The sequence below is a fragment of the Ectothiorhodospira sp. PHS-1 genome (assembly GCF_000225005.1).
In the GTDB taxonomy this organism is placed as follows: domain Bacteria; phylum Pseudomonadota; class Gammaproteobacteria; order Ectothiorhodospirales; family Ectothiorhodospiraceae; genus Ectothiorhodospira.
The window spans coordinates 65,892-92,610 of sequence record NZ_AGBG01000008.1 but is presented as its reverse complement, the minus strand read 5'-3'; the positions used below and the strand labels follow the sequence as shown (position 1 = coordinate 92,610).

Below are 26,719 nucleotides of genomic sequence, written 5' to 3'. Positions count from 1 at the left end.
AAGGCCCCATGACCCCCGACCAGTACTGTCAGGAAAAGGCCGCCGGCAGCGGCTCCAGCTTTTATTACAGCTTCCTGTTCCTGCCTCCGGAACGGCGCCGGGCCATCACGGCCCTCTACGCCTTCTGCCGGGAGGTGGATGACGTGGTGGACGAATGCCATGACCCGGCCGTGGCCCGTGCCAAGCTGGACTGGTGGCGGGAAGAAGTGACCCGTACCTTCCAGGGCCGTGCCACCCACCCGGTCTGCCAGGCCCTGCAACCCCTGCTGGAACGCTTCAACCTGCCGGAGGAGCATTTCCGGGAAATCATCGACGGCATGCAGATGGACCTGGACTATGATGCCTATCCCTCCTTCACGGAACTCTCCCTCTACTGCTATCGGGTGGCTTCCGTGGTGGGCCTGATGTCGGCGGAAATCTTCGGCTATGAAGACCGACAGACCGCCCGCTATGCCCACGACCTGGGTATGGCCTTCCAGCTCACCAACATCCTGCGTGACGTCCTCGAAGACGCCCGGCGGGGCCGCATCTACATCCCCCTGGATGAACTCAAGCGGTTCGACGTGCAACCGGTGGACCTGCAAAGACCCCAGACCTCGGAACACCTCCAGGCGCTGTTCGCCTTCCAGGCGGATCGTGCCCGGGAATACTACCGCCGGGCCTTCGAGCATCTGCCGGAATCCGATCGCTACGCCCAGCGCCCGGGCATCATCATGGCGGCCATCTATCGCACCCTGCTGGACGAGATCGCCGCCGACGGCTACCGGGTGCTGGAACAGCGGGTCCGGCTCACCCCCCTGAGAAAATTCTGGATCGCGTGGCGGGTCGCCCGCCAGGAAAAACGCCGTCACCGGAAGGCCGCGCGATAATGACCCACCCTGACACCGACATCTGCATCGTGGGTGCCGGCTGGGCCGGACTGAGCGCGGCGGTACGACTGGCCCAGGCCGGCAGACAGGTCACGGTACTGGAGGCCGCCCCGACCCTGGGCGGCCGGGCACGGCAGGTGGACCTGGACGGTCTCCCCCTGGATAACGGCCAGCATCTGCTGCTGGGCGCCTATACCCATGTCCTGCGGATGATCGAGACCATGGGTCTGCAGGAGTCCCGCATCTTCCTGCGCATGGCCCTGGATCTGAACATGCGGGAATCGGGTGTACCGGAACTGTCCATCTCCAGCCTGTTCCTGCCGGCCCCGTTCCATCTGCTGGCCGGACTGCTCACGGCCCGCGGCATGCCCGGCAAGGACCGCCTGCAGGCCCTGCCCGGCCTGGCGCGGCTGATGCGCTGGAATGGCCCGGAAGACATGCCGGTATCCCGACTACTGCATGAGCACCGGCAACCCGACACCCTGATCCGGCAACTCTGGATCCCCCTGTGCCTGGCCACCCTCAACACCCATCCCGCCGAGGCCTCGGCCCGGCTGTTCACCGCCGTGCTCAAGGGCGCATTCTCCGGCCATCGCAGCCATGCGGACCTGCTGATTCCGAAGGTCAGCCTGGGCGAGGCCCTGCCGGAGCCGGCCCGTCGCCACATAGAATCCCTGGGAGGATCGGTGATCACCGGTGCCCGGGTCCGGGCCGTGGGTCGCGATGGCGACGGCTTCAGGCTGCGGCTACGGGAAGGAGAAACATGCCTCGCCCGTCAGGTGATCCTGGCCACCCCCCATGACATCACTGCCCGGCTGCTGGCCGATTTTCCCACCCTGGCGAAAATCGCCGCCAACCTTGCCGCCCTGCCCTGCGAACCCATCTGCACCGTCTACCTGCGCTATCCGGAGGAGACCCGCCTGAGCACGCCGTTCCACGGCATGCTGGGCACCACCGGGCAATGGGTCTTTGATCGGCGCTTCACCGGCCAGCCCGGCGTCATGGCGGTGGTCATTTCGGCCTCCGGCCCGCACATGGACCTGGACAATCAGGCCCTGGCAACCCAGATCCAGGCGGAGCTGCACATGCTCTTCCCGGCCTGGCCCGCCCCCCTGCAGCACTGGGTGATCCGGGAAAAGCAGGCCACCTTCAAGGCGGCGGTGGACTGTGACCGACTGCGTCCGGGCAACCGTACCGCCGAGGCCGGCCTGTGGCTGGCGGGGGACTATACGGACAACGGCCTGCCGGCCACCCTCGAAGGGGCGGTCATCAGTGGGCTAGAATGCGCCGAATCACTGCTTCATTCGAACGATCCAACCACGGAATAGCCGCGCAAAATGATGATCCCGCAACAACTGCTCACCTATGCTCCGGCCCCGGACCTGCTCAAGGATCGGGTCATCCTGGTGACCGGTGCCACGGGTGGCATCGGTCGCGCCCTGTCCCTGGCCTGTGCCGCCCACGGCGCCACCGTGATCCTGCTGGACAAGGCGATCAAGTCGCTGGAAAAGGTCTACGATGAAATCGAAGCCGCCGGCGGTCCCCAGCCGGCCATCTACCCCATGAACCTGGAAGGTGCCACCGCCAAGGATTACCAGGATCTGGCGGAGAACGTGGGCAACGAATTCGGCCGCCTGGACGGTCTGGTCCACAATGCCGCCTTCGTGGGGTATCTGACGCCGCTCAAGCACTATGACCTGGAACTGTGGGCCAGGGTCATGACAGTGAACCTGCATGCCCCCTTCCTGCTCACCCACGCGGTGCTGCCGCTGCTGGAGCAGTCCCCCGACCCGTCCGTGGTGTTCTCCACCCATGACTGCCAGAAGGCCTACTGGGGGGGATTTGGGGTGGCCAAGGCAGGACAGCAAGGCCTGATGGACATTCTGGCCAAGGAGTATCAGGGAGATCGCAAGATGCGGGTTAACGGTGTGGACACCGGCCCGATCCGCAGCCGGTTGCGGGCGGAGCAGTATCCGGGCGAGGACCCCACCACGCTGGCCACCCCAGAAGAGGTCATCGGGCCGTATCTGTATCTGCTGGGGCCGGATGCCGGTCAGACCACCGGGCAGAACCTCAAGCTGGCCTGACACATCGCCCGCAAGGGACAGCCTTCGCAACTGGGCCGGGGGCGGCAGAAGGTCTTGCCGTGGGCGACGATCAGGGCATGGAACTCGTTCAGGACCGGGACATCCGCCCCCAGTACCGCCTCGACCCCGGTCCTGAGCACGTCATAGGGCTCATCTCCCCCGGCCAGTTCCAGGCGGGCAAACAGACGCCGGGTATAGGCATCCACCACGAACACCGGCCGCTCGAAGGCATACAGCAGGATGTCGTCCGCCGTCTCCGGCCCCACGCCCTTCACCGACAGCAATCCACGGCGCAGGGCCTCGGTGGACCAGCCCCTCAGGGCGGTCTCCCCGCCCTGCTCCAGATACCAGTGGCAAAAGGCCTGCAGCCGCCCCGCCTTGACGTTGAAATATCCGGAAGGCCGAATCAGACCGGCAAGATCATTGCGCGGCAGGGCCGCCAGGCTCTCCGCGTCCAGCACTTCGGCCGCCTTGAGGTTGGCGATGGCCCGCTCCACGTTGGTCCAGGCGGTATTCTGGGTGAGGATCGCCCCCACCATCACCTCGAAGGGCGTCTCACCCGGCCACCAGTGCATCGGCCCGTAATGGGTCGATAGCCGTTCCAGGACCGGATGAAGACGCTCCGGATTCACCGCCCAGGGGCTCGACGGGTCTTGGGAGGACGGATGATGCGGGACTTGCGGGGCGCCTTCCAGGACAGGCCCGCCTGCTGATACAGGGCCTTCATCTCCTGGGACTCCAGCTCCCGCCAGCGGCCCAGGCGCAGCCCGGTCCCCAACTGGATACAGCCATAGCGTACCCGGATCAGGCGACTGACGGTGATGCCCTGGGATTCCCACAGGCGCCGCACCTCACGGTTGCGGCCTTCCTTGAGGGTCACGTGGTACCAGTGATTGGCACCGGTACCCCCGGCTTCCCGGATATCGTCGAAGCGGGCCGGGCCATCTTCAAGCTCCACGCCGGCCAACAGCCGCTGGATCACCGCCGGTTCCACCGCACCCAGTACCCGCACGGCGTATTCCCGCTCCACCTCGGTGGAAGGATGCATGAGCCGATTGGCCAGCTTGCCGTCGGTGGTGAACAGCAGCAATCCGGAGGTGTTGAGGTCCAGCCGGCCGATGCTCACCCAGCGGCCCTGGCGTAGCCGGGGCAGATGTTCGAATACGGTGGGGCGACCTTCGGGGTCGGAGCGGGTGGTCACCTCCCCTTCCGGCTTGTGATAGACCACCACACGCTGCGCCGGGGCCTCCACGGAGACGGGGCGGCCGCGCACGGCAATCTGGTCTTCCGGGCCGGCCTGATCACCCAGCTGGGCCACCTTGCCGTTGACGGTCACCAGGCCCTGGGCGATCCAGCGCTCCACCTCTCGACGTGAACCCAGACCCGCCTGGGCCAGCAATTTGTGGAGACGTTCGGTCATAGTGTGTTATCCATCGCTGTCAAACCGGTAGTGTACTGATCCGCCCCCCCTTTCCGCCACAGGACGATTCCCCATGAGCGACACCCGCCACTTCATCCCACTGGACATCGCCGTACTGACGGTCTCCGATTCACGCACCCTGGCGGAGGATACCTCCGGGCAGGCACTGGTGGACGGGCTGATCCAGGCGGGGCATCGGGCGGCCGACCGGCAACGGGTGGCGGACGACATCTACCAGATCAGGGCCGTGGTCTCGGCCTGGATTGCCGAACCGGAGATTCAGGTGGTTCTCACCACCGGCGGCACCGGCATCACCGGTCGGGACGGGACACCGGAGGCGGTGGCACCCCTGCTGGACAAGGAAATCGAGGGGTTCGGCGAGCTGTTCCGGATGCTCTCCCACGAGGAAATCGGCACCTCCGCCCTGCAGTCCCGGGCGCTGGCGGGGGTGGCCAACGGCACCTATGTGTTCTGCCTGCCCGGCTCTTCCGGGGCCTGCCGCACCGCCTGGACCCGGCTGATCCAGTCCCAGCTTGACCACCGGACCCGGCCCTGCAATCTGGTGATGCTGATGCCCCGACTCAAGGAGCAATAGCCCCCTGATTACCGGTTCGTTTCCGCCCGGGACCGCGCCGGATCGGGATCCATCCCCAGATCCTTCAACTCCATCAAGCTGGGCAGATCATCCAGGGACGACAGATTGAAATAGTCCAGGAACCGGGGCGTGGTCCCGTACAGGGCCGGACGCCCCGGTACCTCCTTGTGTCCCACCACCCGCACCCACTCCCGCTCCGTCAGGGTCTTGATGATCTGGGTACTCACGGTCACCCCACGCACCGCCTCGATCTCCGCCCGGGTGATGGGTTGTCGGTAGGCAATCAGGGCCAGGGTCTCCAGCAGGGCGCGGGAATACCGCGGCGGCCGTTCCTCCCACAGGCGGGAAATCCAGGGCGAGAGGGCCTCGCGCACCTGGAAACGGTAGCCGCTGCCCACCTGACGCAACTCGTAGCCCCGGTCGTCACAGGCCTGGGCCAGGGCATCCAGGGCCTTGCGCAGTTCGGCCCGGGAAGGCCGCTCGGCGTCCTCGAACAGCCGTTCCATCTGTTCCAGGGAGAGGGGGCGATCAGCGGCCAGAAGGGCGCCTTCCAGAATGCGACAGAGCAGTTCAGGTGTCATGGGCAACATCGGCGCGTCTTGCCGCGCTCAGGTAGATGGGGGCAAACAGTTCCGCCTGCGCCAGCTCCACCAGATGGGCCTTGAGCAGTTCCAGCACCGCCAGGAAGGTGACCACTACCCCCCGCCGGCCCTCCTCGAGGGTGAACAGGGCCGCAAACGGCACCGGCCCTTGCCCCAGGGCCTCCAGTACCCGGGACATGCGCTCGCGCACCGACAGGGGCTCCCGCTGGATCTGATGATGGGTGAACATGTCCGCCCGCTGCAGCACCTCCCGCAGGGCCAGCAACAACTCGTCCAGCCCCACCTCCGGCAACGGTCGCTCGCCCGTAAGCGGCGGCGGCGCCAGGGTGGCCGGGAAGATATCCCGCTCCAGCCTGGGCAAGTCGTCCAGATCCTGTGCCGCCTGCCTGAACTGTTCATATTCCTGCAGCCGCCGCACCAGTTCGGCCCGGGGATCGTCCTCGTCCTCCACCGCCGCGGACCGGGGCAGCAACATGCGGGACTTGATCTCCGCCAGCATGGCCGCCATCACCAGATACTCCGCGGCCAGTTCCAGACGCATCTCCTGCATCAGCTCGATATACCCCATGTACTGACGGGTGATCTCGGCAATGGGGATGTCCAGAATATCCAGGTTCTGGCGCTTGATCAGGTACAGGAGCAGATCCAGCGGCCCCTCGAAGGTCTCCAGAAAGACCTCCAGGGCATCCGGCGGGATGTAGAGATCCCTGGGCACCAGGGTCAGCGGTTCTCCGCGGACGATGGCCAGCGGCGCCCCCCCGGCCTGCCCGGCACCGTCCGGCGCCGGTGACAGGGCCGCGGGTTCGGCATTCATCGGTAGGCCAGCCCCATGCTGCGCCGGACCTCGTCCAGGGTATCCCGGGCGATGTCGCGGGCGGCCTCGCAGCCTTCCGCCACCACGGACCGGACCAGGTTCGGATCGGACTCGTATTCGCGGGCACGGGCCTGCATGGGCCGCAGCTCGTCGAGCACCGCATCCACCACCGGCTGCTTGCATTCCAGACAGCCGATACCGGCGCTGCGGCACCCCTCCTGCACCCACTGATGGACATCCTCGCCGGTGTAGATCTGGTGCAGGGACCAGACCGGGCACTTGTCCGGATTGCCCGGATCGGTGCGGCGCACCCGGGCCGGGTCCGTGGGCATGGTACGGATCTTCTTTTCCACCTCCGCTGGCTCATCCCGCAGGGAGATGGTATTGCCGTAGGACTTGGACATCTTCTGCCCGTCCAGACCGGGCATCTTGGAGGCCTTGGTGAGCATGGGGTGGGGTTCGGGCAGGATGATGCGGCCGCTGCCTTCCAGATACCCGAACAGACGCTCACGGTCACCCAGGGAGATGTTCTGCTGGCTTTCCAGCAGGGCGCGGGCTACGTCCAGGGCCTCGTCCTCACCCTGTTCCTGGTAGCGGCGGCGCAGATCCCGGTACATGCGGGCGTTCTTCTTGCCCATCTTGTTGGCGGCCGCCTCGGCCTTTTCCTCGAAGCCGGGTTCACGCCCATAGAGGTGATTGAAGCGACGTGCCACCTCGCGGGTGATTTCCAGGTGGGCCACCTGGTCCTCGCCCACCGGCACCAGACCCGCCTTGTAGATGAGGATGTCCGCGCTTTGCAGCAGGGGGTAGCCCAAAAAACCGTAGGTGGCCAGATCCTTTTCCTTGAGCTTTTCCTGCTGATCCTTGTAGGTGGGCACCCGCTCCAGCCAGCCCAGGGGCGTGATCATGGACAGCAAAAGATGCAGCTCGGCGTGTTCCGGCACCCGGGACTGGATGAAGATACGCGCCGAACCCGGGCTCACGCCCGCCGCCAACCAGTCCACCACCATGTCCCAGACGCTCTCGCCGAGGATGCCGGGATCTTCATAGTGGGTGGTGAGGGCGTGCCAGTCGGCCACGAAGAACAGACATTCATAGGAATGCTGCAATTCGACCCAGTTCTTGAGGACGCCGTGATAATGACCCAGATGCAGTCGGCCCGTCGGACGCATGCCGGACAGGACGCGCTGGTTTTGTGCAGGCAGGGAACTCAAGTGGACTCCTTGGGTGTGCTCGATGGGATGAAGGTTGAAGACTTAAGGTGGTTACATGCGCCAGGACGGCAGTGCAAACAGGGTCTGGATCAGATCCACGATGAACCCGAAAATGGGAAACAGGATCGCCCCCAGGATGCCCGTGAACAACAAAGCCAGAACGATCACCAGGCCATAGGGTTCCAGACGTTCGTAACGGGCGGCGATCCGGGCGGGCAGGAAACCGGCCACCACCCGTCCCCCATCCAGGGGGGGGATGGGCAGCAGGTTCAGCACCATCAGCAGGATGTTGATGGTGATTCCCGCCATGCCCATGTAAATCAGGGGCACCGCCGCCCAGTCGAAGGTCCCCTGCAGCATCAGGCCGATCTTGATCATCAGCGCCCAGAACAGGGCCATGAGCAGGTTGGCGGTGGGTCCGGCGGCGGCCACGATGGCCATGTCCCGCTGGGGATTGCGCAGATTCCGGGTATTCACCGGTACCGGCTTGGCCCAGCCGAAAACGAAGGGGGGCGCCGGCGTCAGGGCGGTGAAGATCAGCAGGCCGATGGGCACGGCGATGGTCCCCACCGGATCGATATGCTTGATGGGGTTGGCGGTGAGACGACCCAGCATCTTGGCCGTGGGATCTCCCAGCTGCTTGGCCATCCAGCCGTGGGAAGCCTCGTGCAGGGTGATGGCAAACAGCACCGGCAAGGCCCAGATGGCGATGATCTGCAGAATGCCTTCCATCAGTCCGTCCTCCGCGCCCGAACCGGCCTCACTCCTCCACTCCGGGGGGCACTTCGCCCTTGCCCCGACGCACCAGTCGAGGCACGTCGCTTTCCATGTCGATCACGGTGGTGGGCTCCAGGCCGCAGGGGCCGCCGTCGATGATCAGGTCCACCTGGGAGGACAGGCGTTCCTGAATCTCGTAGATATCGGTCAACGGCAGGTCATCGCCGGGCATCTCCAGACTGCTGCTCATGAGCGGCTGTCCCAGGGACTTGAGCATGGCCTGGGTGATGGGATGATCCGGCACCCGCAGGCCGACGCTCTTGCGCTTGGGATGCTGCAGGCGTCGGGGCACCTCGTGGGTGGCCTTGAGCAGGAAGGCATAGGGACCGGGGGTGAGGCTCTTGAGCAGACGGTAGGAAGTGTTTCCCACCTTGGCATAGGTAGCGATCTCGGACAGGTCGCGGCAGACCAGGGTGAGGTGATACTGCTCATCCAGCTGACGGATACGCCGAATGCGCTCCATGCCGGACTTGTTGCTGATGGCGCAGCCCAGGGCGTAGCAGGAATCGGTGGGGTAGACGATGACCCCGCCGTCCTGCACCACCTCCACCACCTGCTGGATCAGGCGGGGTTGAGGGTCCACCGGATGGATCTCGATCACGCGGCTCATGGCAATTCCCGGTTATTCGGTATCAGGAGGGTGATTTTATCAGACCTGCGGGCTTGTGCCCGAATCATCTTGGAAGTTCTGAAACAGCCGCCCCTGTGCCAACCCCCCACCATGCGCTACCCTAAGCGCCATTACCCATCAACCAGGGAGTCCCATCGATGCTCTACGCCATCATCAGCCAGGACGTGGAAGATAGCCTGGAGAAGCGCCGCGGCGCCCGTCCCGCCCACCTGGAACGCCTGCAGGCCCTGCAGGACGCGGGGCGGCTGGTGCTGGCCGGGCCACACCCGGCCCTGGACATGGAAGATCCCGGTCCAGCCGGGTTCACCGGCAGCCTGGTGGTGGCCGAGTTCGACTCCCTGGATGCCGCCAAGGCCTGGGCCGACACGGATCCTTATGTGGCGGCCGGTGTCTATGCCCAGGTAACGGTCAAGCCCTTCAAACTGGTGTTTCCCTGATTCCGGCCCTGCCTTGAACCCGCCCATCACCACAAGGACCCCATTGCAGATGCACCCCTTCAAGCTGATTCCCCTGGCTGCCGCCCTGGCCTTCACCCTGTCGGCCTGCTCCGGCAACGACCCCGAAACGACGACCGACGCCACCCGCGGCGAGCCGGTAGCCATGGTCAATGACAGCCCCATCCATGACAGCGACCTGGCCGATTTCCTGTCCCTGAGCCGCATGTCCGGCCACCATGGCGGCATGCAGACCCCGGACATGGCGCTGGAAGAGCTGATCAACATGGAACTGCTGCGCCAGGCGGCCCTGAGGGCGGGACTGGACAAGGATCCGCGGATGGTGCGGCAGATGGAACGCATGCGCACCAACCTGCTGATCAACACCCAGGTGGAGAATTTTCTGGACGACCTGAACTTCACCGAGGCGGACCTGCGCGCCGAATATGACCGTCAGGTGGCGGACATGGACACCCTGGAACTGCGGGCCCGCCATATCCTGGTGGCGACGCAGGAAGAAGCAGCGGCGCTGATCACACGCCTTGAGGCGGGAGAAGACTTCGCGGCCCTGGCACGGGAATATTCGGAGGATGGCTCCGCCTCCGCCGGTGGCGATCTGGGCTGGTTCAGCGCGGACATGATGGTGCCGGACTTCTCGGACGCGGTACTGGCGCTGGAGAATGGCCGTTTCACCCATGAGCCGGTGGAAACGGAATTCGGCTGGCATGTGATCCTGCGCGAAGACAGCCGGGACATCGAGCCGCCCCCCTTTGCCGAAGTGCAGGAACAGCTGGAGCAGATCCTGGCCCGAAGAGCCCTGCAGGACTATGTGGAACGGCTCCGGCAGGAAGCCCGGGTGGAAGTGCGTGAGGACCGCCCTTCTCCCTGAGGATGGGCAACGCCACTCAAACCCCTCTCCCCTTGGGAGAGGGGTTGGGGTGAGGGCCGAAAAGGCTCAGGCTTCCTGAATCAGCCCGGACAGCAACGCCGTCCGGGTACGCATCAGGGCCTCGTCCCCTCGCGACTCCACGTTCAGCCGGATCACCGGTTCCGTATTGGAACCCCGCAGATTGAAGCGCCAGTCGCCGAAGCCCATGCTCAGGCCATCGGTGTCATCCTCGTCCAGGGCACGATCCCGGAACACCTGGCCGATCCTGGCAAGGGTCCGCGCCACGTCCGCCACCCGGAAATTGATCTCGCCGCTGCAGGGAAAAGCCCGCATCCGCTCGTCCACCAGCGCGGACAGGGGCTGACCGGTCCGGCACAGGCGCTCGGCCACCAGCAGCCAGGGAATCATGCCGCTGTCGCAGTAGGCAAAGTCGCGGAAGTAGTGATGGGCCGACATCTCCCCGCCATAGAGGGCGTCTTCGAGACGCATGCGCTCCTTGATGAAGGCATGTCCGGTCTTGCTCATCACCGGCACGCCACCGGCCGACTGAACCATTTCCACCGTGTTCCAGGTCAGGCGCGGGTCATGGACGATCTTCTCCCCCGGATGGCGTTCCAGCAACTGGGCCGCCAGCAGCCCCACCACGTAATAGCCTTCCACGAACCGGCCCTGCTCGTCGAACAGAAAGCAGCGGTCGAAATCGCCATCCCAGGCGATCCCCAGATCCGCCCCGTGGGCCTTCACCGCGTCGGCGGTGGCACTGCGGTTCTCCGGCAACAGGGGATTGGGAATACCGTTGGGGAAACGGCCGTCCGGGGCATGGTGAACCCGGGTCACCCGGAAGGGCAACCGGGCGGCCAGGGCATCGAAGGTGGGACCGGCGGCCCCATTACCCGCATTCACCACCAGATGCAGCGGTCTGAGCACCGACTCATCCACCAGACCCAGCACCCGCTCCACATAGCCGGCCATCACGTCCAGCGGCTCGTCCCGGCCCATCTGCACATGGCCCTCGACCGGAACGGCATCACGGGCCAGGGCCTCGATCTCGTTCAGGCCGCTGTCGCCGCTGATGGGCACGGCGCCCGCCTTCACCAGCTTCATGCCGTTGTAGTCCATGGGATTGTGGCTGGCGGTGACCATGATGCCGCCCCCCATACCGGGCAGTGACGCGGCATGGTAGACGGTCTCGGTGCCGCACAGTCCCAGGGACCGGGTGTCCACCCCCGACTCGTTCAATCCCTGCACCAGCGCTCGCGCCAGTGCCGGACTGCTCAGACGAATATCCTCGCCCACCGCCACCGGCCCCGCCGGACGGATGACGCGGGCGTAGGCCCGGCCGATGCGCCGGGCCAGCTCCGGATTCAGCTCATCGGGGACACGGCCGCGGATGTCATAGGCCTTGAAACAGGCAAGACGATCGGTCATTGAATCAAACCTTATAGAAGTCCCGATACCAGCGCACGAAGTTCTCCACGCCCTGCTCCACCGGCGTACACGGACGATACCCCACGTCGTTCACCAGGTCCTGCACGTCCGCATAGGTATCCGGCACGTCACCCGGCTGCAGGGGCAGCAGGTTCTTTTCCGCCTTCATGCCCAGGCAGTCCTCCAGTACCTGAATGTAATGAAGCAGTTCCACCGGCTGGTTGTTGCCGATGTTGTAGAGCCGGTAGGGGGCAAAGCTGGTGGCGGAGTCGGGCTCGGCACCGGACCAGGCCGGGTTCGGCTCGGCCACCCGGTCCAGGGTGCGGATCACCCCTTCCACGATGTCATCGATATAGGTGAAGTCCCGGCGATGACGACCGTAGTTGAAGACATCGATGGGTTTGCCCTCCAGGATGTTGCGGGTGAACATGAACAGGGCCATGTCCGGGCGCCCCCAGGGGCCGTAGACGGTGAAGAAGCGCAGCCCCACCGTGGGCAGACCGTAGAGGGAGCTATAGGTATGGGCCATGAGCTCATTGGCCTTCTTGCTGGCGGCGTAGAGGCTCATGGGATGATCCACGTTGTCGTGGACGGTGAAGGGCATGGTGGTGTTGGCCCCATAGACGGAACTGGAGGAGGCGTAGACCAGATTCTCCACCCCGTGGTGACGGCAGCCTTCGAGGATGTTGATGAACCCCACCAGATTGGTTTCCACATAGGCGTGTGGATTCTCCAGGGAATAGCGCACCCCGGCCTGCGCCGCCAGGTTCACCACCCGCTGGGGCTTGTGACGGGCGAACAGGTCTTCCATCGCGGCGCGATCGGCGATATCGGCCCGCACGTCCGTAAAGCCGGGATGGGCCTTCACCCGCTCCAGACGGGCCAGCTTGAGATTGACGTCGTAATAGTCGTTGAGATTATCGACGCCGATGACCTCATCCCCCCGCGCCAGCAGACGCAGGGCCAGGGCCGAGCCGATAAAGCCGGCAGTGCCGGTGACCAGGATTTTCATCAAAGACTCCAATAGGCCTGGGTGGCCCCCACGACGGACGGGGACAGGGCCGATTTCACGTCGATCAGCACCCCGCTTGAGGCCAGGCGCCGGGCAAGGCTGTCGGACCCCGCCGCCAGGTAGGCCCGGTGAGGCACGGCCAGGATCAGCCCGTCCAGGTCCTGGAAGGCCTCCAGAGGCGACAGGGTCAGACCATATTCATGGTGCGCCTCCTGAGCATCCGCCAGCGGGTCATGGATCATGGGGTTCGATGCCGAACTGACGCAGTTCCTTGATGATGTCGGGCACGCGGGAGTTGCGCAGGTCCGGGACGTTTTCCTTGAACGTGAGCCCGAGAATGCCCACCCTGCCCTGCTTCACGGGACGGTCCTGCTCGATCAGCAGCTTCACCAGGCGCTGGGCCACATAGGCCCCCATGCCGTCGTTGATGCGCCGGCCGGCCAGGATCACCTGGGGGTAGTACCCCACGGCCTTGGCCTTGGTGGTGAGATAATAGGGGTCCACGCCGATGCAGTGCCCTCCCACCAGACCGGGGCTGAAGGGCAGGAAGTTCCACTTGGTGCCGGCGGCGGCCAGGACATCCCGGGTGCGGATGCCCAGACGATCGAAAATCAGCGCCAGCTCGTTCATCAGGGCGATGTTCAGATCCCGCTGGGTGTTCTCGATCACCTTGGCGGCCTCGGCCACCTTGATGGTGGGCGCCCGATGGACGCCCGCCTCGACGATGCGTCCGTAGGCCTCGGCCACCCGTTCCAGCGTCGCCTCGTCCTCGCCGGAGACCACCTTCACGATGCGGGTCAAGGTGTGTTCCTTGTCACCGGGATTGATGCGCTCGGGGGAATACCCCAGCTTGAAGTCCACCCCCTGACGCAGACCGGAAATCCGGGCCAGGAGCGGTCCGCAGATCTCCTCGGTCACGCCGGGATAGACCGTGGACTCGAACACCACCACCGCCCCGGGCGACAGTACCCTGCCCACGGTCTCGCAGGCGGACAGCACCGGCCGCAGATCGGGCTGACGATTGTCGTCGATGGGGGTGGGGACGGTGACCACGAAGAAGGTGGTTCCCACCAGATCGCGAGGATCGGTGGTGTATTTGAGGGTGCTGGCCTTGAGTTCTTCGGGCGTGACCTCGCCGGTGAAGTCGTGGCCTTCCTGTAGCGTACCGACCCGACGTTCACTGATATCAAACCCGACCGTCCCGGGATAGTGGGCCGCAAAACCCATGGCCACGGGCAGCCCGACATACCCGAGACCGATGACACCGATCTTTTCGCTCATTGCGTGGGTTCCTTGGAAAGGGAGTGTTCCTGAATGACCGCAAGATACCGGAAATCCCGGGTGCTGGCGACTGGCCCGGGAGATGGATCCGGTACTTTCAGCCCCGTCCGGCACCGGTGCGGGGCAACAGGCTCTCCACCTCGTCCGGCGCCATGGGACGACCATAGAAAAAACCCTGCACTTCCTGACAACCCAGCTCTCTCAGGAAATCCGCCTGGGAGGCGGACTCCACGCCCTCGGCAACCACTCGTAACGACATGGCCTCGGCCATGGAAATGATGGCGGTGATGATGGACCGGTCATCGTCACTGTCGGCAATGCCGCAGACAAAATCACGATCCACCTTCAGGGAGTCGATCGGCATGGATTTGAGTCGGCTCAGGCTGGAATAGCCGGTGCCGAAATCATCGATGGCAATGCTGACGCCCAGATTTCTGAGGGTGTGCAGGGATTCGTGGATCTGAGCAATATCCAGGGCAAGCAGAGTCTCCGTGACCTCCAGTTCCAGACTCGATGGCGGTAGCCCGGTGTCGGCAAGCACTTCCCTGACCCGATCGGCAAAATCCGGCTTCATGACCTGTTTGACGGACACGTTGATGCTGATCCTGGGCAGGGAAAACCCCGCCTGTATCCAGGCCGCGGCCTGGTCGCAGACGGTACGCATCACCCAGTCGCCGATTCCGTTGATCAGACCACCCTCTTCTGCCAGGGGAACAAACTCCAGGGGGGATACCGGACCCAGACTCCGGTTATGCCAACGCAACAATGCCTCAAGACCGCTCAGTTGCCCGGTTTCCAGATTGAACTGGGGTTGGTAACGGACAGAGAGTTCATCCCGCTCAATGGCATGAGCCAGCTGATTTTCCAGGGTCAGCCGCTTCTGGGCCGCGGTATTCATGGAGTCCTGATAGTAGGAAAACAGGCCAGGCCCCATGCGCTTGGAAAAATGCACGGCGAGATCGGCGTTTTTCAGCAACATGTCGCTCGTGTCGCCGTCACAGGGAAAAAGCGCAATGTCGACACTGGGCGTCATGACGATCCGGTGCTCCCCCAGATCCACGGGAAGGCTGAGCTCGGCAATGATGCGCAGGGCGATCTTGCCGGCATCTTCATCTCTGAGCATGTCGGGAATCAGAACGGCAAACTCGTCCCCGCCAAACCGGGCCAGGGAGTCGGCAGCCTGCTGCGACGGAAACGTGATCGAATCACAGCTCCGCAGACAGTCGTGCAGCCGTCTGGCGATGGTCCGGAGCAGCTCGTCACCGCGACTGTGACCCAGGGTATCGTTAATGCGCTTGAAGTTGTCCAGATCGATCAGCAGCAATGCAAGCCGCCGGTGCTGCCTTCGGGACAGGCCGATGGCATGTTCAAAGCGGTCCTTGAACAATGCCCGGTTCGGCAAACCGCACAGGTTGTCGTAGTAAGCCAGCTCATACAGACGCCCCTGCACTTCCTGGTTCAGTTCGTACTTTCGCGTCAGTGCATGAGCGATCTGCAGGACTTCGACAATGTCGAAGGGTTTTTTCAGAATCAGCAGATTGTCCGTCTGCCCCAATACTCCCATGATTTCAGACCAGGAATAGTCCGCATAGGCGGTGCAGAGCACCACCTGCAGGTCGGGGCATTCTTCCCAAAGCCGCTTGATGGTTTCGATCCCGTCCCATCCCGGTGGCATGCGCCCGTCCACAAAGGCCAGCGCATAGGGCCGCCCCTGTGCATTGGCCGCCCTGACACGCTCTAATCCCTCCTTGCCCAGAAAGGCGGAATCCAGTTCGAACGTACGCACAACGGTGCTTGCAACCCGACTGCCGAACAGCATGTGCTCCATGTCCTGCAGGCCATCGGTCTGTCCATGCTCGCGGATGAGGGTCTTGCGAAAATCCTCATGAATCGCAGGATTGTCATCAATGATGAGTACACGATGCGGCAGAGAAGACATGGACATGCGACCAAGTACCTCACGTGTCTCGGGTAAAGGGGAGTTCAAGCGTGAAAACCGCACCATGACCGGGGCCGTCGCTATGGACCATCAGACTGCCGCCCAGATCTCGAGCCGTCAGCGCGCCGATATGCAGACCGAAGCCGTGCCCATCGCGACGGGTCGTGAACCCATGCTGAAAGATCCGGGTGATGTTCTCTCGGGGGATGCCGATGCCGTTATCCTCCACCTGCAGACAAAGGCTACCTTCCACATTCACCAGGGTACGCAGGACCACCACCCTGGGTGAACGATCCGTTTCGCAGCAGGCATATTTGGCATTATGAATCAGGTTCAGCAGGATCTGCAGCACACGGTGCCTGTCGGTGACGATCGGCGGCAAATTCTGGTACTGACGGTCAACTCTGATGTCGTGCCTGGAAAATACCCCGGCATTGAGCTTCAGCGCTTCCTCCATCAGGGTCTTCGGCAATATGGACTCCAGCACGCCAGGGACACGGCCGTAATTCTGCTGCATGGCCACGATCTCCTTGATATGGCCGATACGTCCGCTCAAGGCTCCGGTTTCGTGTTGCAGAAACCGGCGCTCCTCCTCCAGCGTGGCAGCCAGTGACGAGAGGTAACCAGGCAGATTTCTGCCTCGTTCGTCAGTGGTGATGAATTCCGCCAGTCGTTCCCGGTTGGCCTCAAGCAGTCCTGCCACCCGGGCGACATTCATCAACCGTGATCCCTGCAGCTTCTCCATCAGCAGGTCGCAGGACACATTCACACTATTGAGCACATTGCCCACATTATGCAGCACACCGGTGGCCACCTCGGCCATACCCGCGGCGCGGGACACTTCCATTAGTGTGTTCTGCAACTCGGACAGGTCCGCCAGCGCCTTCTCCTTGGCTGTCACCTGCTCGGTGAGTTCGGCCGTCCTCTGGCGTACACGCAACTCAAGATTTGCCTTGGCGTCCATCAACGCCTTTTCCACCTCAATACTGGCAAAGGCCGTGGCCAGTACCTGCGCAATGACCTTCAGGCCATGGATCTGGCTGCCCGACCAGAAGACCTCCTGCCGCCGAGCCTCGAAGCCGATCGCGCCATAAACGATCTTATCCGTGTAGATGGGTACAGAAAGGGAGGACTTGATCCCGTGGCGCTGGAGCAATGCCCTTTCATTGACCGCTTCGAAGGGCAGATGATCGACGCCGGGAACATGCAGAATGGATTTTTCCACCAGCATCTTCTGCCTGAACACCGGCATGTCATCGATAGGGAACTGATGAATGAGCGCCGCGGAAGATGGCTGCCCCTCCCGGCACCACTCATGGGTGACTCTGGCGACAAGACCCTCTTCCGTGCGGTAAAAAGTCAGGATATCGCTCTGATCGACCCCGAAAAACTCGCCGGTGAGCTGTAGTGCCCGGTTGATCCCGGCATCGATCGTGACGCTGCCGACGCCAATGAAATCCGTTGCGATATCGGCCACCAGTTCCTGAAACCGGCGCTGCAGTTCAAGGGCTTCATCCGCCTGCTGACGCAGCTTGATATTGAGCAGCATCTATGCGAACACCGTCAGCAGCTGCTGCTCCTTCAGGGAATAGGTATGGTATTCCCTGACCGAGTCAAAACCGACGAATCCCACGCACTCATCCGTATTCATCATGGGCACCGCGATCAGGCTCTTGATCTGCTGCGGCTCCAGTACCGCGCGTATCCCGCTGCCCACGGGCAAGGCCAGGACATCGGGGATATACATGGTCTCCCCGCGCAGATGGGTTTGAACCCAGTCCACGAATAGGTTGAGCGACACCCTCTGCAGTATGTCGATTTGCGGCAGTATCCCTTCCTCGCACCATTCGTGGGTGTTGTTGCAGACCTGACCTTCAAAGTCATACTCGAATACGTAGACCCGATCCGCATTGACAAACCTGCCCATTCTCCGCAGGGCCTGATGGATCGGCGTATTGATGTCGTCCAGGGGAAGGTTGATGAACGAGGTTGCCAGTTCCATGAGCAGAGACTGCAACTGATTCTGATATTGCATCACCTGTTCATGACGATTCCGCCTGGCAAGCCCCACATCGCGGCGATACGACTTTTCAGCGAGTCTTTGCCGAAAAGATTTCCGTCTGGACACTGTCGTTTCCCCCTGATTGAGGCCCCCGCCAATGTCTCAAACCATCCCACCAAACGCAGGCTGAAACAAGGCGCCACACCAACCGACGGATCAGGCCCCCAGCAGATCCTCAATCATCCGGGCGTCGATAGGAGGTGAATCCGGTGCCCGCTCGCCACCGCGATAGACCTGATCCGCCAGTTGCTGCTTGCGGGCCTGCAGGGCCAGTATCTTTTCCTCCACCGTGTTCTCGGTAACGAGCTTGTAGACGAACACCGGCTTGTCCTGGCCGATGCGATGGGCCCGGTCGGTGGCCTGGGCTTCCACGGCGGGATTCCACCAGGGATCGTAGTGAATGACGGTATCCGCCTGGGTGAGATTGAGTCCAACCCCGCCCGCCTTGAGGCTGATCAGCATCAACGGGACGTGGCCTTCGCAAAAGCGGCTGATCACCTCTTCCCGCTTGCGGGTCTGGCCGGTCAGCTTAGTGTAGCTGATCCCTGTCGGAGCCAGTTCCTGTTCGATCAACCCCAGCATGGTGGTGAACTGGGAAAACAGCAGCACCCGACGGCCCTCGCTGATCAGCTCCGGCAGCATCTCCATGAGCATCTCCAGCTTGGCCGAGGGGACAGGCTTCCCGCCACCTCCGCGCAATGCCTCCGGCAACAGGCGGGGATCACAGCAGACCTGACGCAATTTGAGCAGGGCATCCAGAATGGTGATCTGGCTCCGCGCCAGACCCTTTTGCGCGATGGCATCGCGCACCTTCTTTTCCATGGCGAGCCGGATGCTCTCGTACAGCGCCGCCTGCTTGCCATCGATGGGGGTACTGCGCAACAACTCGGATTTCTCCGGCAACTCCCGGGCCACCACATCCTTGGTCCGACGCAACATGAAGGGGGCCACGCGACGGGTCAGCCGTTGCAGTTTCTCCCCATCCCGGTATTTTTCGATGGGGGTGCGGTAGTTGCGGGTGAACTGCTCCCGGTTGCCCAGAAAGCCCGGCAACAGAAAATCGAACTGGGCCCACAGCTCGCCGAGGTGATTTTCCATGGGCGTGCCGGTCAGACACAGTCGGTGATCGGCCTGCAGATGACGCACCACCTGGGCCGCCTGGGCGCGGGGGTTCTTGATCTGCTGCGCCTCGTCCAGAATCAGATAGGTAAAACGCTGTTCCAGCAGGTTTTTGCTGTCCCGGGGGAGCAATGGATAGGTGGTGAAGATCAGATCGTAATCGTCCAGGCTGTCGAAGTGGGACTTGCGATCCGCGCCCTGCAGCACCAGGGTCTTGAGCGCCGGACAGAACTGGGCTGCCTCGCGGCGCCAGTTGCCCAACAAACTGGTGGGGGCCACGATCAGGCTGGGTCGGTCGAGCCGGCCGGCCGCCTTCTCCACCATCAGATGGGCCAGGGTCTGCACGGTCTTGCCCAGGCCCATGTCATCCGCCAGCACGCCGGCCAGCTGGTGTTCCCGCAAAAACTGCATCCAGTCCACACCGTGCTGCTGGTAGGGACGCAACTTGCCGACAAAATCCGGCGGCAGCGGCACCGTGCGCAAGCCGTCGAACTGGGCGAGTTGCCGGGCCAGTCGCTCCATGCCCTCGCCACCTTGCACCGGGATCGGCCCCAGTTCCAGCAGTCGGGGGGCGTCCAGTCGCGACAGGCGCAACTCGTCCTGATCGGGACCCAGTTCCTCGTGCAGATCCACCAGGGTCTGCAACACCGGCTCGATCTGTTCCCGGGCCACTTTCACATACTGCCCCCCGTCCATGGGTAGCCACAGGATCTCCGGCAAGGTACCGGGCACATAGTCGGCCAGCAGGTGGACCACCAGGGGCAACAGGGGAATCCTGCGCCCGTCCACCTCCAGATCAAATCTCAGATCGAACCAGCCCTGCCCCTCCTCCACCTCGGCCTGCAGCCTGTCCGCATGCAGCAACCGGGGGGCATCACCCTGAACATGTCTGATATGCCAGCCCTGGGCCTGCAGACGTGGCAGCACCGTGTCCAGCACCTCGAACCACTGCCCCAGGGCGGCCTGGCGATCCCGCTCGCCCATGATGGGGCGCCACAGCTCCGGCCGCTGGGGCCAGGGTTCCAGCCCTTCGGCGCGAATCAGGTCCTGGGCCCGCCGCTCGGCGTCCCGGTGCCGGTGTACTTCCACCAGATCGCTCCCCGCTTCCCCCATGACCACGTCATGGGGATCCTGGGGCATCACCACCACGTCATCGCCATAAATGAAATGGAACAGTAATCCTGACTGCAGCAGATCCGGGTCGTACAGGATGACCGCAAGCGCCGGTGTCGGTGCCTGGTCACGGATCTCGCGTCGGGACACCGGTGTGGGCGTGGGCAGATAGGGAAACTGCCGGGCCAGACCCAGGCTGACCTGCTCCACCTCGGAAGCGGCCACCGGCGGTGAGGCAAGTAGTCGTGCCAGCCAGTCCGGGGCCAGGGTCGAAGGGATTTCCAGGGTGCCCACCTGAAAATCCATCGGGTCCAGATACTGGCATGGCTGTACCTGGATCAGGTGAATCCTGCGATCCCCGTCGGTTCGCGGCATCAGGTGATACTGGTCATCAACGACCTCCCAGGCCAGATGCAGCTGCCGTGACGGGCCGCGGGTCAGCGGCCGTTCCGGTGCCTCCGACCAGTAAAGACGTCCGGAATCGAGCATCATCTCCAGCGCCAACGCCCCGGGGCGGCCCTTGAGAGCGCTGTTTCGATCGTCAGGATCATGGCGATAACGGGCGGCAGGGTTGGAAAAAGTGCCAGAGCCGCCCCCGGCCGACACCTGCTGCACGATCTCCTTGTCCAGTTCGGTCATGGCCTGATAGGTGGACCCGTAGGGTTGGAACAGAGTGGCAAACCTCACCTCCCGCCCCTTGGTCGGCGTGCCGTCCTTGCGGTAGATGGCCAGACGAAAGCCCACGCTGGCACTGCCATCGGCGGCGTGGAGTGTCAGCTGGTACAGCAGGCAGTTCTGGTTCGGTATCACCTCATCGGGTTCATCGGATGCCAGGGAGGACGACTCCGCCACGTTTTCCAGCCACTGCAGGAACAGCGGTTTACCCGAAGCGGAAGCCGCCAGGGCCTGTTCCTGCTCGCGCATGGCCAGAGCCGCCGACACCACGTGCTTGCAGTTATCGCCCACGGGGCAGCTGCATTCACCGTGCAATACCACGAACGCATCCTCGCGATCCGGCCGCACACGGACAAATCGCAAAAACTGTTCATAGACGCGGCCACCACTTCCCCGGGTCACCGCCCGGCAGCTGAATTCCTTATGGTCGCGCCGAATGATCTTGATCTGCCCAGTGCGCCCCTCCTCGAAATACCGTCTTCCGCGCTCGTAGTTTCTGTATCCGCAATCCTTACGAATACCGCTCAGGGTGATCCACTGCTTCTGTTGTTTCGAGGTCATGGGGTCCAGTGATGGATAAGTGGTGAAGGCGCCGAGGATATCCGTCCATCCGGTTTTGACGCCTCCAGGCGTTTAAATTTCAGGGATTTTCGCACAATGCGAACACTGCGCATGTACTTGACGGGCACCTGCCTTTCAGAACCCACCGCGCACCAGGATCAGAACCACCAGGCCGACCAGAAGGAGCGTGCCGATCAACAGCCAGATAAACCAGTCCTTCGGGGTGAACCGCTCCACCTGCCCCACCCTCACCCAGCGACGGGGCTTGACGCCCTGGAACAGGAACACGAACTGCGCCGCGATGGTCACGCAGATCACGTTGACGCCGAGCAGAAGCGCCGCTCCCATGGCCGGCTCGAACTCCCCCTTGCCCAGCAACATGCCGAACACGGCAGCGGGCGGCAGCAAGGCGACCGCCACCATGACACCCACCAGGCGCGTGGTGATACCGCTGGTCAGGGCAAGGACACCCGCGGCACCGGCGGTGAGGGCCAGCACCACATGGGCGACATTGACCTCGGTGCGTGCCAGCACTTCGGCATTGCTGATGCTCACCGGCCACAGAAAACCGATGATCAGGCTCAACAGGATGGCCAGCCCCAGACCGACAAACGCGGTGAACAGGGCACGCATGGCCAGGGCACGTGCGCCCATGGAGACGCCGAAGGCAAAGGTGATGACCGGCCCCAGCAGCGGAGCGATGACCATGGAACCAATGACCACCGCCGTGTTGTCTTCGGCCAGACCGATGGTGGCGGCAATGGTGGAAAGAAAAATCAGCATCACAAAATTACGATCCAGACTTCCCTCCTTGGCCATCCGGGTATACAGCTCTTCAAGGGTGAGATCCCTGCCCCCCGGGGCATCGGGCCGGGGCGCGGTGCCCGTTTGGCCCGGCATCGGCACCGTGGTTTCAACGGGCAGCACCACGATGCGCGCCGTGGGTTCTTTCAGCATCATGCCCTGCAGGGCTTCCATCAACCGCTGGGTATTTTCCGCGCTGACGACCATGCGCACGGAGATTCGGCCATCCTCATTGGTGGCCCCGCACCAGGCGTCGATGGCATGATGGGCCCGTGCCAGTGCCAGCAGGCGTGGCCGCAGATACTCGGGGCTGATGACTTCAATGAGCCGCATCGACGTATCTCCATGCTCCTGACCCTTGCGACCCACACCTCGCTGCTTACTGGAAACACACCTCAACGCAAGGAGCCTTTCAGATGACAGAGGGCACTTCACCGGTCCTGATTTCTCAGGTCATCCAGTTTTCCGTCGCCCCGGTGTTCCTGTTGGTGGGAATTGCCGGCTTCATCAATGCCTTCGTGGTACGCCTGGCCAGGATCGTGGATCGCAAGCGCGATCTGGCCGACCGGTTGCGGGAGCCCGAACCGGTTCGGTTCGAGCTGCATCGCCGGGAAATGGACATCCTGGATGAACGGGTGGCATTCATCAACCTGGGTATCAAGCTCAGCATCGCCACGGCCATGCTGGTCTGCTTGACCATCCTGACCGTGTTCATCGATTTTCTGCTGAGCATGGAACATCCACGCTTGATCGGTACCATGTTCGTGTTTGCCATGGCAAGCCTGATCGCCTCCCTGGGGATGTTCGTACGCGATCTACAGCTGGCCTCGGCGGCCATGGCGCTGAACGACGAGGACGTGCCGCGCACCCGGAGCACTGCGCCGGACACACAGGAACACTAACCACCGGACCCATGTTTCGGTGGCCCAATGACTGAAACGGCTCAGCCCCCGCCGATATCCCGCAGTCGTGCCATGATGGCCTGCAGTTCCGTCCGGGTATCCTCGGAGGCCTGAATCCGGCCCTGCAGCTCTGCCAGGGCCGCCGTGGCCCTGTGCAGTTCGGCAAGGGCCTGGTCCCGCTCCGCCGTCAGGGTCGTCAGGACCTGCCGCAGTTCGCCGGCGTCGGCCTCCACGCCCCGAGATTCCGATGGCATTGATGGCGAGGCCGGGGCCTCTCCCTGGCAGGTCACGATCACCCGGCGGCCATGGCCATGGGTGCGATGCTCCCACAGGAAAATCCCTTGCCAGGTTCCCAGGGACAGGCGCCCCCGCGCGAAAGGCACGGTCAGGCCGGTGCCGGTCAGCACGCTGCGGATATGGGCCGACATGTCATCCGGCCCCTCCATGTCGTGAGCATAGCGGGGATCACCGTCGGGAATGGTCCGGACCAGATGTCCCTCCAGATCCCGTAGCACCGTGGGATCGGCGTTTTCGGTGATGGTCAGGGAGGCGCTGGTATGGCAACAGAACACATGACACAGACCCGTTTCCAGACCGGACTGCCGCAGGTGTTCATTGACATGATGGGTGATCTCCACCGGGCCACGGCCCCGAGTGGTGACGGTGAACGGCGCTTGGTGAATGGGCATGGGTATCGTCCCGGGTATTCGGCATGGCGTGAGTCTATCCTGTCCCGACGGCAAAATCGCGACATGTCCCGCGCCCGGCAACGGTACGGGATGCGTCTCGCGGGAAATCTGTGCCATAATCGCCTACGTTCGCGCTCCGGTACCCGGAGTGTTCTTTACTGCCCCGGTAGCTCAGGTGGATAGAGCGTCCCCCTCCTAAGGGGAAGGTCCCACGTTCGAGTCGTGGTCGGGGCGCCAGGCATCGCCCGGCGGCGCTGTTTCATGAGGGGTGCCGTGGGGAGTCGGTTTCCCCACGGCGGGGTCCGACTACAGCATGGACTGTTCGTACTTGGTCAGTCCCAGGCGCTCGATCAACTCAAGCTGGGTCTCGATCCAGTCGATGTGCTCTTCTTCCTCGGCCATGATGGCGGCGAACAGATCCCGACTGGGATAGTCTCCCACCTTTTCCGCGTAGGCCACGGCCTCCTTGTAAACGGCATGGCCCTCATGCTCCAGCTTGAGGTCGCACTCCAGGATTTCCTTGGTGTTTTCACCGATGTAGAGCTTGCCCAGGTCCTGCAGATTGGGCAGGCCCTCCAGGAACAGGATACGCTCGATGAGCTTGTCCGCATGCTTCATTTCATCGATGGACTCGTGGTACTCGTACTCGTCCAGCTTGGTCAGACCCCAGTTCTTGAAGATGCGGGCGTGCAGGAAATACTGGTTGATGGCGGTGAGTTCGCCCTTGAGGGCCTTGTTCAGGTATTCGATGACCTTCTTGTCGCCTTTCATGGTGTGCTCTCCTCGAAGTCGGTGTTGGAGCGGGTCGGCAGGATCTCTTTCTTGTTATAGCGTACCTACCCACTACAGACTTGGAATGACTCTAAAAGTTTAGACCATCACCACGAGGACGTCACCCATCGGGAGACGTAACCGACGACGTCCCGGATTCTCAGCCCACTGCCCATTGCGGTGCATCCGCCATGGACACGTTGACCGCGGGTGCCGTGTTCAGGGTGTCACGTAGCAGACGATTGGCGCAAACCCCACATTTGCCGCAATCGGTACATACCCCGAGTTCCCGGCGCAGATCCCGCATGCTATCAGCGCCCTCGGCCACCGCCCGGCGGATCTGATGATCCGTGATTCCCTTGCAAAGACAGACATACATGCCGTTAAATCCTCATTTATTTATCCGACACACCAGCTGGGAATTTGCTCCTGAATGGTAATCAATGTCAATACCATCCAGGCTGAATTTCTTGCGCAAAGGCGCCTAACCGGTTAGAAAGCACGATCCGGACCAACCGGGACAGCTCGCTACACCGGTATTTTCTTGCAGGAAAACATGGACGCCGGGTGTTGCATCGCAATAAAGTGTGCCCCGTCTGGGCCACCTGCAAGGGCTGGTCACAAGAATAAGGCTCGGGACCTGACAGGTCCCTGAACGTCCAAACTGAACAACGGATGACGAGGACAATCCATGAAACCCCGTACCGTCACGGTCATTGATAACGCAACCGGCAAGCAGGTAGAGCTGCCCGTCCTGGAGGGCACCGTCGGTCCCGCCACCGTGGACATCCGCCCCCTGTCCAAGGAACTGGGCTACTTCACCTACGACCCGGGGTTCATGTCCACCGCCAGCTGCCGCAGCGACATCACTTACATCGATGGCGACAAGGGCATCCTGATGTACCGCGGCTATCCCATCGAGCAGCTGGCCGAGCACAGCAGCTATCTGGAGACCTGCTATCTGCTGCTATATGGTGAACTGCCCACCGCCACCGAGCTGGAGAACTTCACCCGTATCATCCAGAAGCACTCCATGCCCCATCAGGCCATCCGTCGCTTCTACGACGGCTTCCGCCACGATGCCCACCCCATGGCCATCATGGTGGGCGTGTTCGGTGCCCTGTCCGCCTTCTTCCACGACAGCACGGATGTGCACAATCCCCGGCACCGGGAGATCTCGGCCCACCGCATGATCTCCAAAATGCCCACCATCGCCGCCTGGTCCTACAAGTACGCCATCGGCCAGCCCTTCCTGTATCCGGATAACGAGCTGGGCTATTCCGAGAACTTCCTGCGCATGATGTTCGGTGTCCCCACCGAGCGTTACGAGCCCAACCCCATCTTCGCCAAGGCCCTGGATCTGATCCTGATCCTGCACGCCGATCACGAGCAGAACGCCTCCACCTCCACCGTGCGGCTGTCCGCCAGTTCCGAGGCCAACCCGTTTGCCGCTGTGTCCGCCGGCATCACGTCGCTCTGGGGTCCCCTGCACGGTGGTGCCAACGAAGCCGTGGTGCGCATGCTTGAGCAGATCGTGGAAAGCGGTCAGGGCGTGGATCACTTCGTCAACCGCGCCAAGGACAAGGATGACCCCTTCCGTCTGATGGGCTTTGGTCACCGGGTGTACAAGAACTACGACCCGCGGGCCAGAATCATCCGCAAGATGTGTCATGAACTGCTGGCGCAGATGGGTGCCGACAACCAGCCCCTGTTCGAGGTGGCCATGGAGTTGGAGCGCATCGCCACGGAAGACGATTACTTCAAGGAGCGCAAGCTGTACCCCAACGTGGACTTCTACTCCGGTCTGATCCTGCGGGCCATGGGCATCCCGCTGAACATGTTCACCGCCATCTTCGCCCTGGCGCGCATCGTCGGCTGGAACGCTCACTGGTGCGAGATGATGCAGGATCCGGAATCCCGCATCGGTCGTCCGCGTCAGCTCTACACCGGCGCCGCCGCCCGGGACTACGTGCCCATTGAGAAGCGCTAGGTCCACCTGTATATTAACCTAAAACACAGGAGGGCCATGCC

Annotated in this window: 24 protein-coding genes, 1 tRNA gene and 2 pseudogenes; 9 read left to right on the top strand and 18 right to left on the bottom strand. The window is 63.0% G+C overall.

Annotated elements, in window-relative coordinates; all coding sequences use genetic code 11:
* The first annotated feature begins 8 nt into the window (after window positions 1–8).
* Genes hpnD through ECTPHS_RS05290 form a run of 3 tightly spaced genes read left to right on the top strand, consistent with a single transcriptional unit; the run spans window position 9 to window position 2,956 of the window.
* Window positions 9–869, top strand: a complete 861-nt coding sequence (gene hpnD, locus ECTPHS_RS05300; RefSeq protein WP_008931665.1) for a presqualene diphosphate synthase HpnD — start codon at window positions 9–11, stop codon at window positions 867–869.
* A complete protein-coding gene (gene hpnE / locus ECTPHS_RS05295) occupies window positions 869–2,197 on the top strand; it encodes a hydroxysqualene dehydroxylase HpnE (protein WP_008931664.1) in 1,329 nt (442 codons plus the stop codon). The genes hpnD and hpnE overlap by 1 nt, the downstream gene beginning before the upstream one ends.
* Before the next feature lie 9 nt (window positions 2,198–2,206).
* Entirely contained in the window at window positions 2,207–2,956 is a 750-nt protein-coding gene (locus ECTPHS_RS05290) for a YciK family oxidoreductase (RefSeq protein WP_008931663.1), read from the top strand.
* Here the strand turns inward: ECTPHS_RS05290 and ECTPHS_RS05285 are convergent.
* Window positions 2,923–3,588 (bottom strand): endonuclease III domain-containing protein, encoded by a 666-nt coding sequence (locus ECTPHS_RS05285; protein WP_008931662.1) that lies wholly within the window; start codon window positions 3,586–3,588, stop codon window positions 2,923–2,925. The two genes, ECTPHS_RS05290 and ECTPHS_RS05285, sit on opposite strands and share 34 nt — an antisense overlap.
* Complete coding sequence (gene rluB / locus ECTPHS_RS05280; RefSeq protein WP_008931661.1) at window positions 3,585–4,376, bottom strand: 23S rRNA pseudouridine(2605) synthase RluB; 792 nt, start codon at window positions 4,374–4,376, stop codon at window positions 3,585–3,587. Before rluB ends, ECTPHS_RS05285 begins: the two co-directional genes overlap by 4 nt.
* A gap of 73 nt (window positions 4,377–4,449) precedes the next feature.
* Here rluB and moaB point away from each other — a divergent pair, with 73 nt between their 5' ends.
* Window positions 4,450–4,971 carry a molybdenum cofactor biosynthesis protein B gene (gene moaB / locus ECTPHS_RS05275; protein WP_008931660.1) on the top strand — a complete coding sequence of 174 codons (522 nt, stop codon included), beginning with the start codon at window positions 4,450–4,452 and terminating at the stop codon, window positions 4,969–4,971.
* An 8-nt stretch (window positions 4,972–4,979) separates the two neighbouring features.
* Here the strand turns inward: moaB and scpB are convergent, their stop codons facing one another.
* The 5 genes from scpB to ECTPHS_RS05250 are packed head-to-tail and all read right to left on the bottom strand — an operon-like array spanning window position 4,980 to window position 8,988.
* On the bottom strand, window positions 4,980–5,552 hold the full coding sequence (gene scpB, locus ECTPHS_RS05270; RefSeq protein ID WP_141565265.1) for an SMC-Scp complex subunit ScpB: 573 nt from the start codon (window positions 5,550–5,552) through the stop codon (window positions 4,980–4,982).
* Complete coding sequence (locus ECTPHS_RS05265) at window positions 5,542–6,387, bottom strand: ScpA family protein (protein ID WP_008931658.1); 846 nt, start codon at window positions 6,385–6,387, stop codon at window positions 5,542–5,544. The genes scpB and ECTPHS_RS05265 overlap by 11 nt, the downstream gene beginning before the upstream one ends.
* On the bottom strand, window positions 6,384–7,601 hold the full coding sequence (locus ECTPHS_RS05260) for a tryptophan--tRNA ligase (RefSeq protein WP_008931657.1): 1,218 nt from the start codon (window positions 7,599–7,601) through the stop codon (window positions 6,384–6,386). Before ECTPHS_RS05260 ends, ECTPHS_RS05265 begins: the two co-directional genes overlap by 4 nt.
* A gap of 51 nt (window positions 7,602–7,652) precedes the next feature.
* Window positions 7,653–8,333 carry a site-2 protease family protein gene (locus tag ECTPHS_RS05255; protein WP_008931656.1) on the bottom strand — a complete coding sequence of 227 codons (681 nt, stop codon included), beginning with the start codon at window positions 8,331–8,333 and terminating at the stop codon, window positions 7,653–7,655.
* A gap of 28 nt (window positions 8,334–8,361) precedes the next feature.
* On the bottom strand, window positions 8,362–8,988 hold the full coding sequence (locus tag ECTPHS_RS05250; protein ID WP_008931655.1) for an L-threonylcarbamoyladenylate synthase: 627 nt from the start codon (window positions 8,986–8,988) through the stop codon (window positions 8,362–8,364).
* Between the two features lie 158 nt (window positions 8,989–9,146).
* Between ECTPHS_RS05250 and ECTPHS_RS05245 the strand changes: the two genes are divergently transcribed.
* A complete protein-coding gene (locus ECTPHS_RS05245) occupies window positions 9,147–9,446 on the top strand; it encodes a YciI family protein (protein WP_008931654.1) in 300 nt (99 codons plus the stop codon).
* A gap of 49 nt (window positions 9,447–9,495) precedes the next feature.
* Complete coding sequence (locus ECTPHS_RS05240) at window positions 9,496–10,332, top strand: peptidylprolyl isomerase (RefSeq protein ID WP_008931653.1); 837 nt, start codon at window positions 9,496–9,498, stop codon at window positions 10,330–10,332.
* A gap of 66 nt (window positions 10,333–10,398) precedes the next feature.
* Here ECTPHS_RS05240 and ECTPHS_RS05235 read toward each other — a convergent pair whose 3' ends face one another.
* From ECTPHS_RS05235 to ECTPHS_RS05200, 8 genes and pseudogenes are all read right to left on the bottom strand, one after another.
* On the bottom strand, window positions 10,399–11,760 hold the full coding sequence (locus ECTPHS_RS05235) for a phosphomannomutase/phosphoglucomutase (RefSeq protein ID WP_008931652.1): 1,362 nt from the start codon (window positions 11,758–11,760) through the stop codon (window positions 10,399–10,401).
* Window positions 11,761–11,764: 4 nt separating this feature from the next.
* The gene (locus tag ECTPHS_RS05230; protein WP_008931651.1) at window positions 11,765–12,772 is read right to left on the bottom strand and encodes an NAD-dependent epimerase; all 1,008 of its coding nucleotides are present in this window, start codon (window positions 12,770–12,772) and stop codon (window positions 11,765–11,767) included.
* Window positions 12,772–14,053, bottom strand: a pseudogene (locus tag ECTPHS_RS05225) (nucleotide sugar dehydrogenase). Before ECTPHS_RS05225 ends, ECTPHS_RS05230 begins: the two are co-directional and overlap by 1 nt.
* A 97-nt stretch (window positions 14,054–14,150) precedes the next feature.
* The gene (locus ECTPHS_RS05220; RefSeq protein WP_008931650.1) at window positions 14,151–15,998 is read right to left on the bottom strand and encodes a bifunctional diguanylate cyclase/phosphodiesterase; all 1,848 of its coding nucleotides are present in this window, start codon (window positions 15,996–15,998) and stop codon (window positions 14,151–14,153) included.
* A gap of 13 nt (window positions 15,999–16,011) precedes the next feature.
* The gene (locus ECTPHS_RS13915; protein WP_008931649.1) at window positions 16,012–17,541 is read right to left on the bottom strand and encodes an ATP-binding protein; all 1,530 of its coding nucleotides are present in this window, start codon (window positions 17,539–17,541) and stop codon (window positions 16,012–16,014) included.
* Window positions 17,542–18,027, bottom strand: coding sequence for a GAF domain-containing protein (locus ECTPHS_RS05210; protein ID WP_008931648.1), 486 nt, complete (start codon window positions 18,025–18,027; stop codon window positions 17,542–17,544).
* A 183-nt stretch (window positions 18,028–18,210) separates the two neighbouring features.
* A complete protein-coding gene (locus tag ECTPHS_RS05205) occupies window positions 18,211–21,522 on the bottom strand; it encodes a DEAD/DEAH box helicase (protein ID WP_008931647.1) in 3,312 nt (1,103 codons plus the stop codon).
* A gap of 135 nt (window positions 21,523–21,657) precedes the next feature.
* Complete coding sequence (locus ECTPHS_RS05200; RefSeq protein ID WP_008931646.1) at window positions 21,658–22,659, bottom strand: TIGR00341 family protein; 1,002 nt, start codon at window positions 22,657–22,659, stop codon at window positions 21,658–21,660.
* Window positions 22,660–22,742: 83 nt separating this feature from the next.
* Here ECTPHS_RS05200 and ECTPHS_RS05195 point away from each other — a divergent pair, with 83 nt between their 5' ends.
* Window positions 22,743–23,228, top strand: a complete 486-nt coding sequence (locus tag ECTPHS_RS05195) for a DUF2721 domain-containing protein (RefSeq protein WP_008931645.1) — start codon at window positions 22,743–22,745, stop codon at window positions 23,226–23,228.
* A 272-nt stretch (window positions 23,229–23,500) separates the two neighbouring features.
* Here the strand turns inward: ECTPHS_RS05195 and ECTPHS_RS15105 are convergent.
* Window positions 23,501–23,917, bottom strand: a pseudogene (locus tag ECTPHS_RS15105) (secondary thiamine-phosphate synthase enzyme YjbQ); the annotation flags it as partial.
* A 160-nt stretch (window positions 23,918–24,077) separates the two neighbouring features.
* Here ECTPHS_RS15105 and ECTPHS_RS05185 point away from each other — a divergent pair.
* Window positions 24,078–24,154: transfer RNA gene (locus ECTPHS_RS05185), tRNA-Arg, on the top strand.
* A gap of 69 nt (window positions 24,155–24,223) precedes the next feature.
* Here ECTPHS_RS05185 and bfr read toward each other — a convergent pair.
* Both bfr and ECTPHS_RS05175 read right to left on the bottom strand, forming a co-directional pair.
* On the bottom strand, window positions 24,224–24,688 hold the full coding sequence (bfr, locus tag ECTPHS_RS05180; protein ID WP_008931643.1) for a bacterioferritin: 465 nt from the start codon (window positions 24,686–24,688) through the stop codon (window positions 24,224–24,226).
* A gap of 160 nt (window positions 24,689–24,848) precedes the next feature.
* Window positions 24,849–25,067 (bottom strand): bacterioferritin-associated ferredoxin, encoded by a 219-nt coding sequence (locus ECTPHS_RS05175; protein WP_008931642.1) that lies wholly within the window; start codon window positions 25,065–25,067, stop codon window positions 24,849–24,851.
* A gap of 312 nt (window positions 25,068–25,379) precedes the next feature.
* Here ECTPHS_RS05175 and ECTPHS_RS05170 point away from each other — a divergent pair, with 312 nt between their 5' ends.
* The gene (locus ECTPHS_RS05170; RefSeq protein ID WP_008931641.1) at window positions 25,380–26,678 is read left to right on the top strand and encodes a citrate synthase; all 1,299 of its coding nucleotides are present in this window, start codon (window positions 25,380–25,382) and stop codon (window positions 26,676–26,678) included.
* The last annotated feature ends 41 nt before the right edge of the window (window positions 26,679–26,719 follow it).

Coding starts and splice junctions, on each gene's coding strand:
- ECTPHS_RS05175 (WP_008931642.1), bottom strand. CDS start 25,067: ATGTATGTCTGTCTTTGCAAGGGAATCACGGATCATCAGATCCGCCGG.
- ECTPHS_RS05240 (WP_008931653.1), top strand. CDS start 9,496: ATGCACCCCTTCAAGCTGATTCCCCTGGCTGCCGCCCTGGCCTTCACC.
- ECTPHS_RS05255 (WP_008931656.1), bottom strand. CDS start 8,333: ATGGAAGGCATTCTGCAGATCATCGCCATCTGGGCCTTGCCGGTGCTG.
- ECTPHS_RS05230 (WP_008931651.1), bottom strand. CDS start 12,772: ATGAAAATCCTGGTCACCGGCACTGCCGGCTTTATCGGCTCGGCCCTG.
- hpnE (WP_008931664.1), top strand. CDS start 869: ATGACCCACCCTGACACCGACATCTGCATCGTGGGTGCCGGCTGGGCC.
- hpnD (WP_008931665.1), top strand. CDS start 9: ATGACCCCCGACCAGTACTGTCAGGAAAAGGCCGCCGGCAGCGGCTCC.
- ECTPHS_RS05210 (WP_008931648.1), bottom strand. CDS start 18,027: ATGCAATATCAGAATCAGTTGCAGTCTCTGCTCATGGAACTGGCAACC.
- ECTPHS_RS05250 (WP_008931655.1), bottom strand. CDS start 8,988: ATGAGCCGCGTGATCGAGATCCATCCGGTGGACCCTCAACCCCGCCTG.
- rluB (WP_008931661.1), bottom strand. CDS start 4,376: ATGACCGAACGTCTCCACAAATTGCTGGCCCAGGCGGGTCTGGGTTCA.
- ECTPHS_RS05235 (WP_008931652.1), bottom strand. CDS start 11,760: ATGACCGATCGTCTTGCCTGTTTCAAGGCCTATGACATCCGCGGCCGT.
- ECTPHS_RS13915 (WP_008931649.1), bottom strand. CDS start 17,541: ATGCTGCTCAATATCAAGCTGCGTCAGCAGGCGGATGAAGCCCTTGAA.
- ECTPHS_RS05200 (WP_008931646.1), bottom strand. CDS start 22,659: ATGCGGCTCATTGAAGTCATCAGCCCCGAGTATCTGCGGCCACGCCTG.
- ECTPHS_RS05195 (WP_008931645.1), top strand. CDS start 22,743: ATGACAGAGGGCACTTCACCGGTCCTGATTTCTCAGGTCATCCAGTTT.
- ECTPHS_RS05170 (WP_008931641.1), top strand. CDS start 25,380: ATGAAACCCCGTACCGTCACGGTCATTGATAACGCAACCGGCAAGCAG.
- scpB (WP_141565265.1), bottom strand. CDS start 5,552: ATGACACCTGAACTGCTCTGTCGCATTCTGGAAGGCGCCCTTCTGGCC.
- ECTPHS_RS05265 (WP_008931658.1), bottom strand. CDS start 6,387: ATGAATGCCGAACCCGCGGCCCTGTCACCGGCGCCGGACGGTGCCGGG.
- ECTPHS_RS05290 (WP_008931663.1), top strand. CDS start 2,207: ATGATGATCCCGCAACAACTGCTCACCTATGCTCCGGCCCCGGACCTG.
- ECTPHS_RS05205 (WP_008931647.1), bottom strand. CDS start 21,522: ATGACCTCGAAACAACAGAAGCAGTGGATCACCCTGAGCGGTATTCGT.
- ECTPHS_RS05220 (WP_008931650.1), bottom strand. CDS start 15,998: ATGTCCATGTCTTCTCTGCCGCATCGTGTACTCATCATTGATGACAAT.
- moaB (WP_008931660.1), top strand. CDS start 4,450: ATGAGCGACACCCGCCACTTCATCCCACTGGACATCGCCGTACTGACG.
- bfr (WP_008931643.1), bottom strand. CDS start 24,688: ATGAAAGGCGACAAGAAGGTCATCGAATACCTGAACAAGGCCCTCAAG.
- ECTPHS_RS05245 (WP_008931654.1), top strand. CDS start 9,147: ATGCTCTACGCCATCATCAGCCAGGACGTGGAAGATAGCCTGGAGAAG.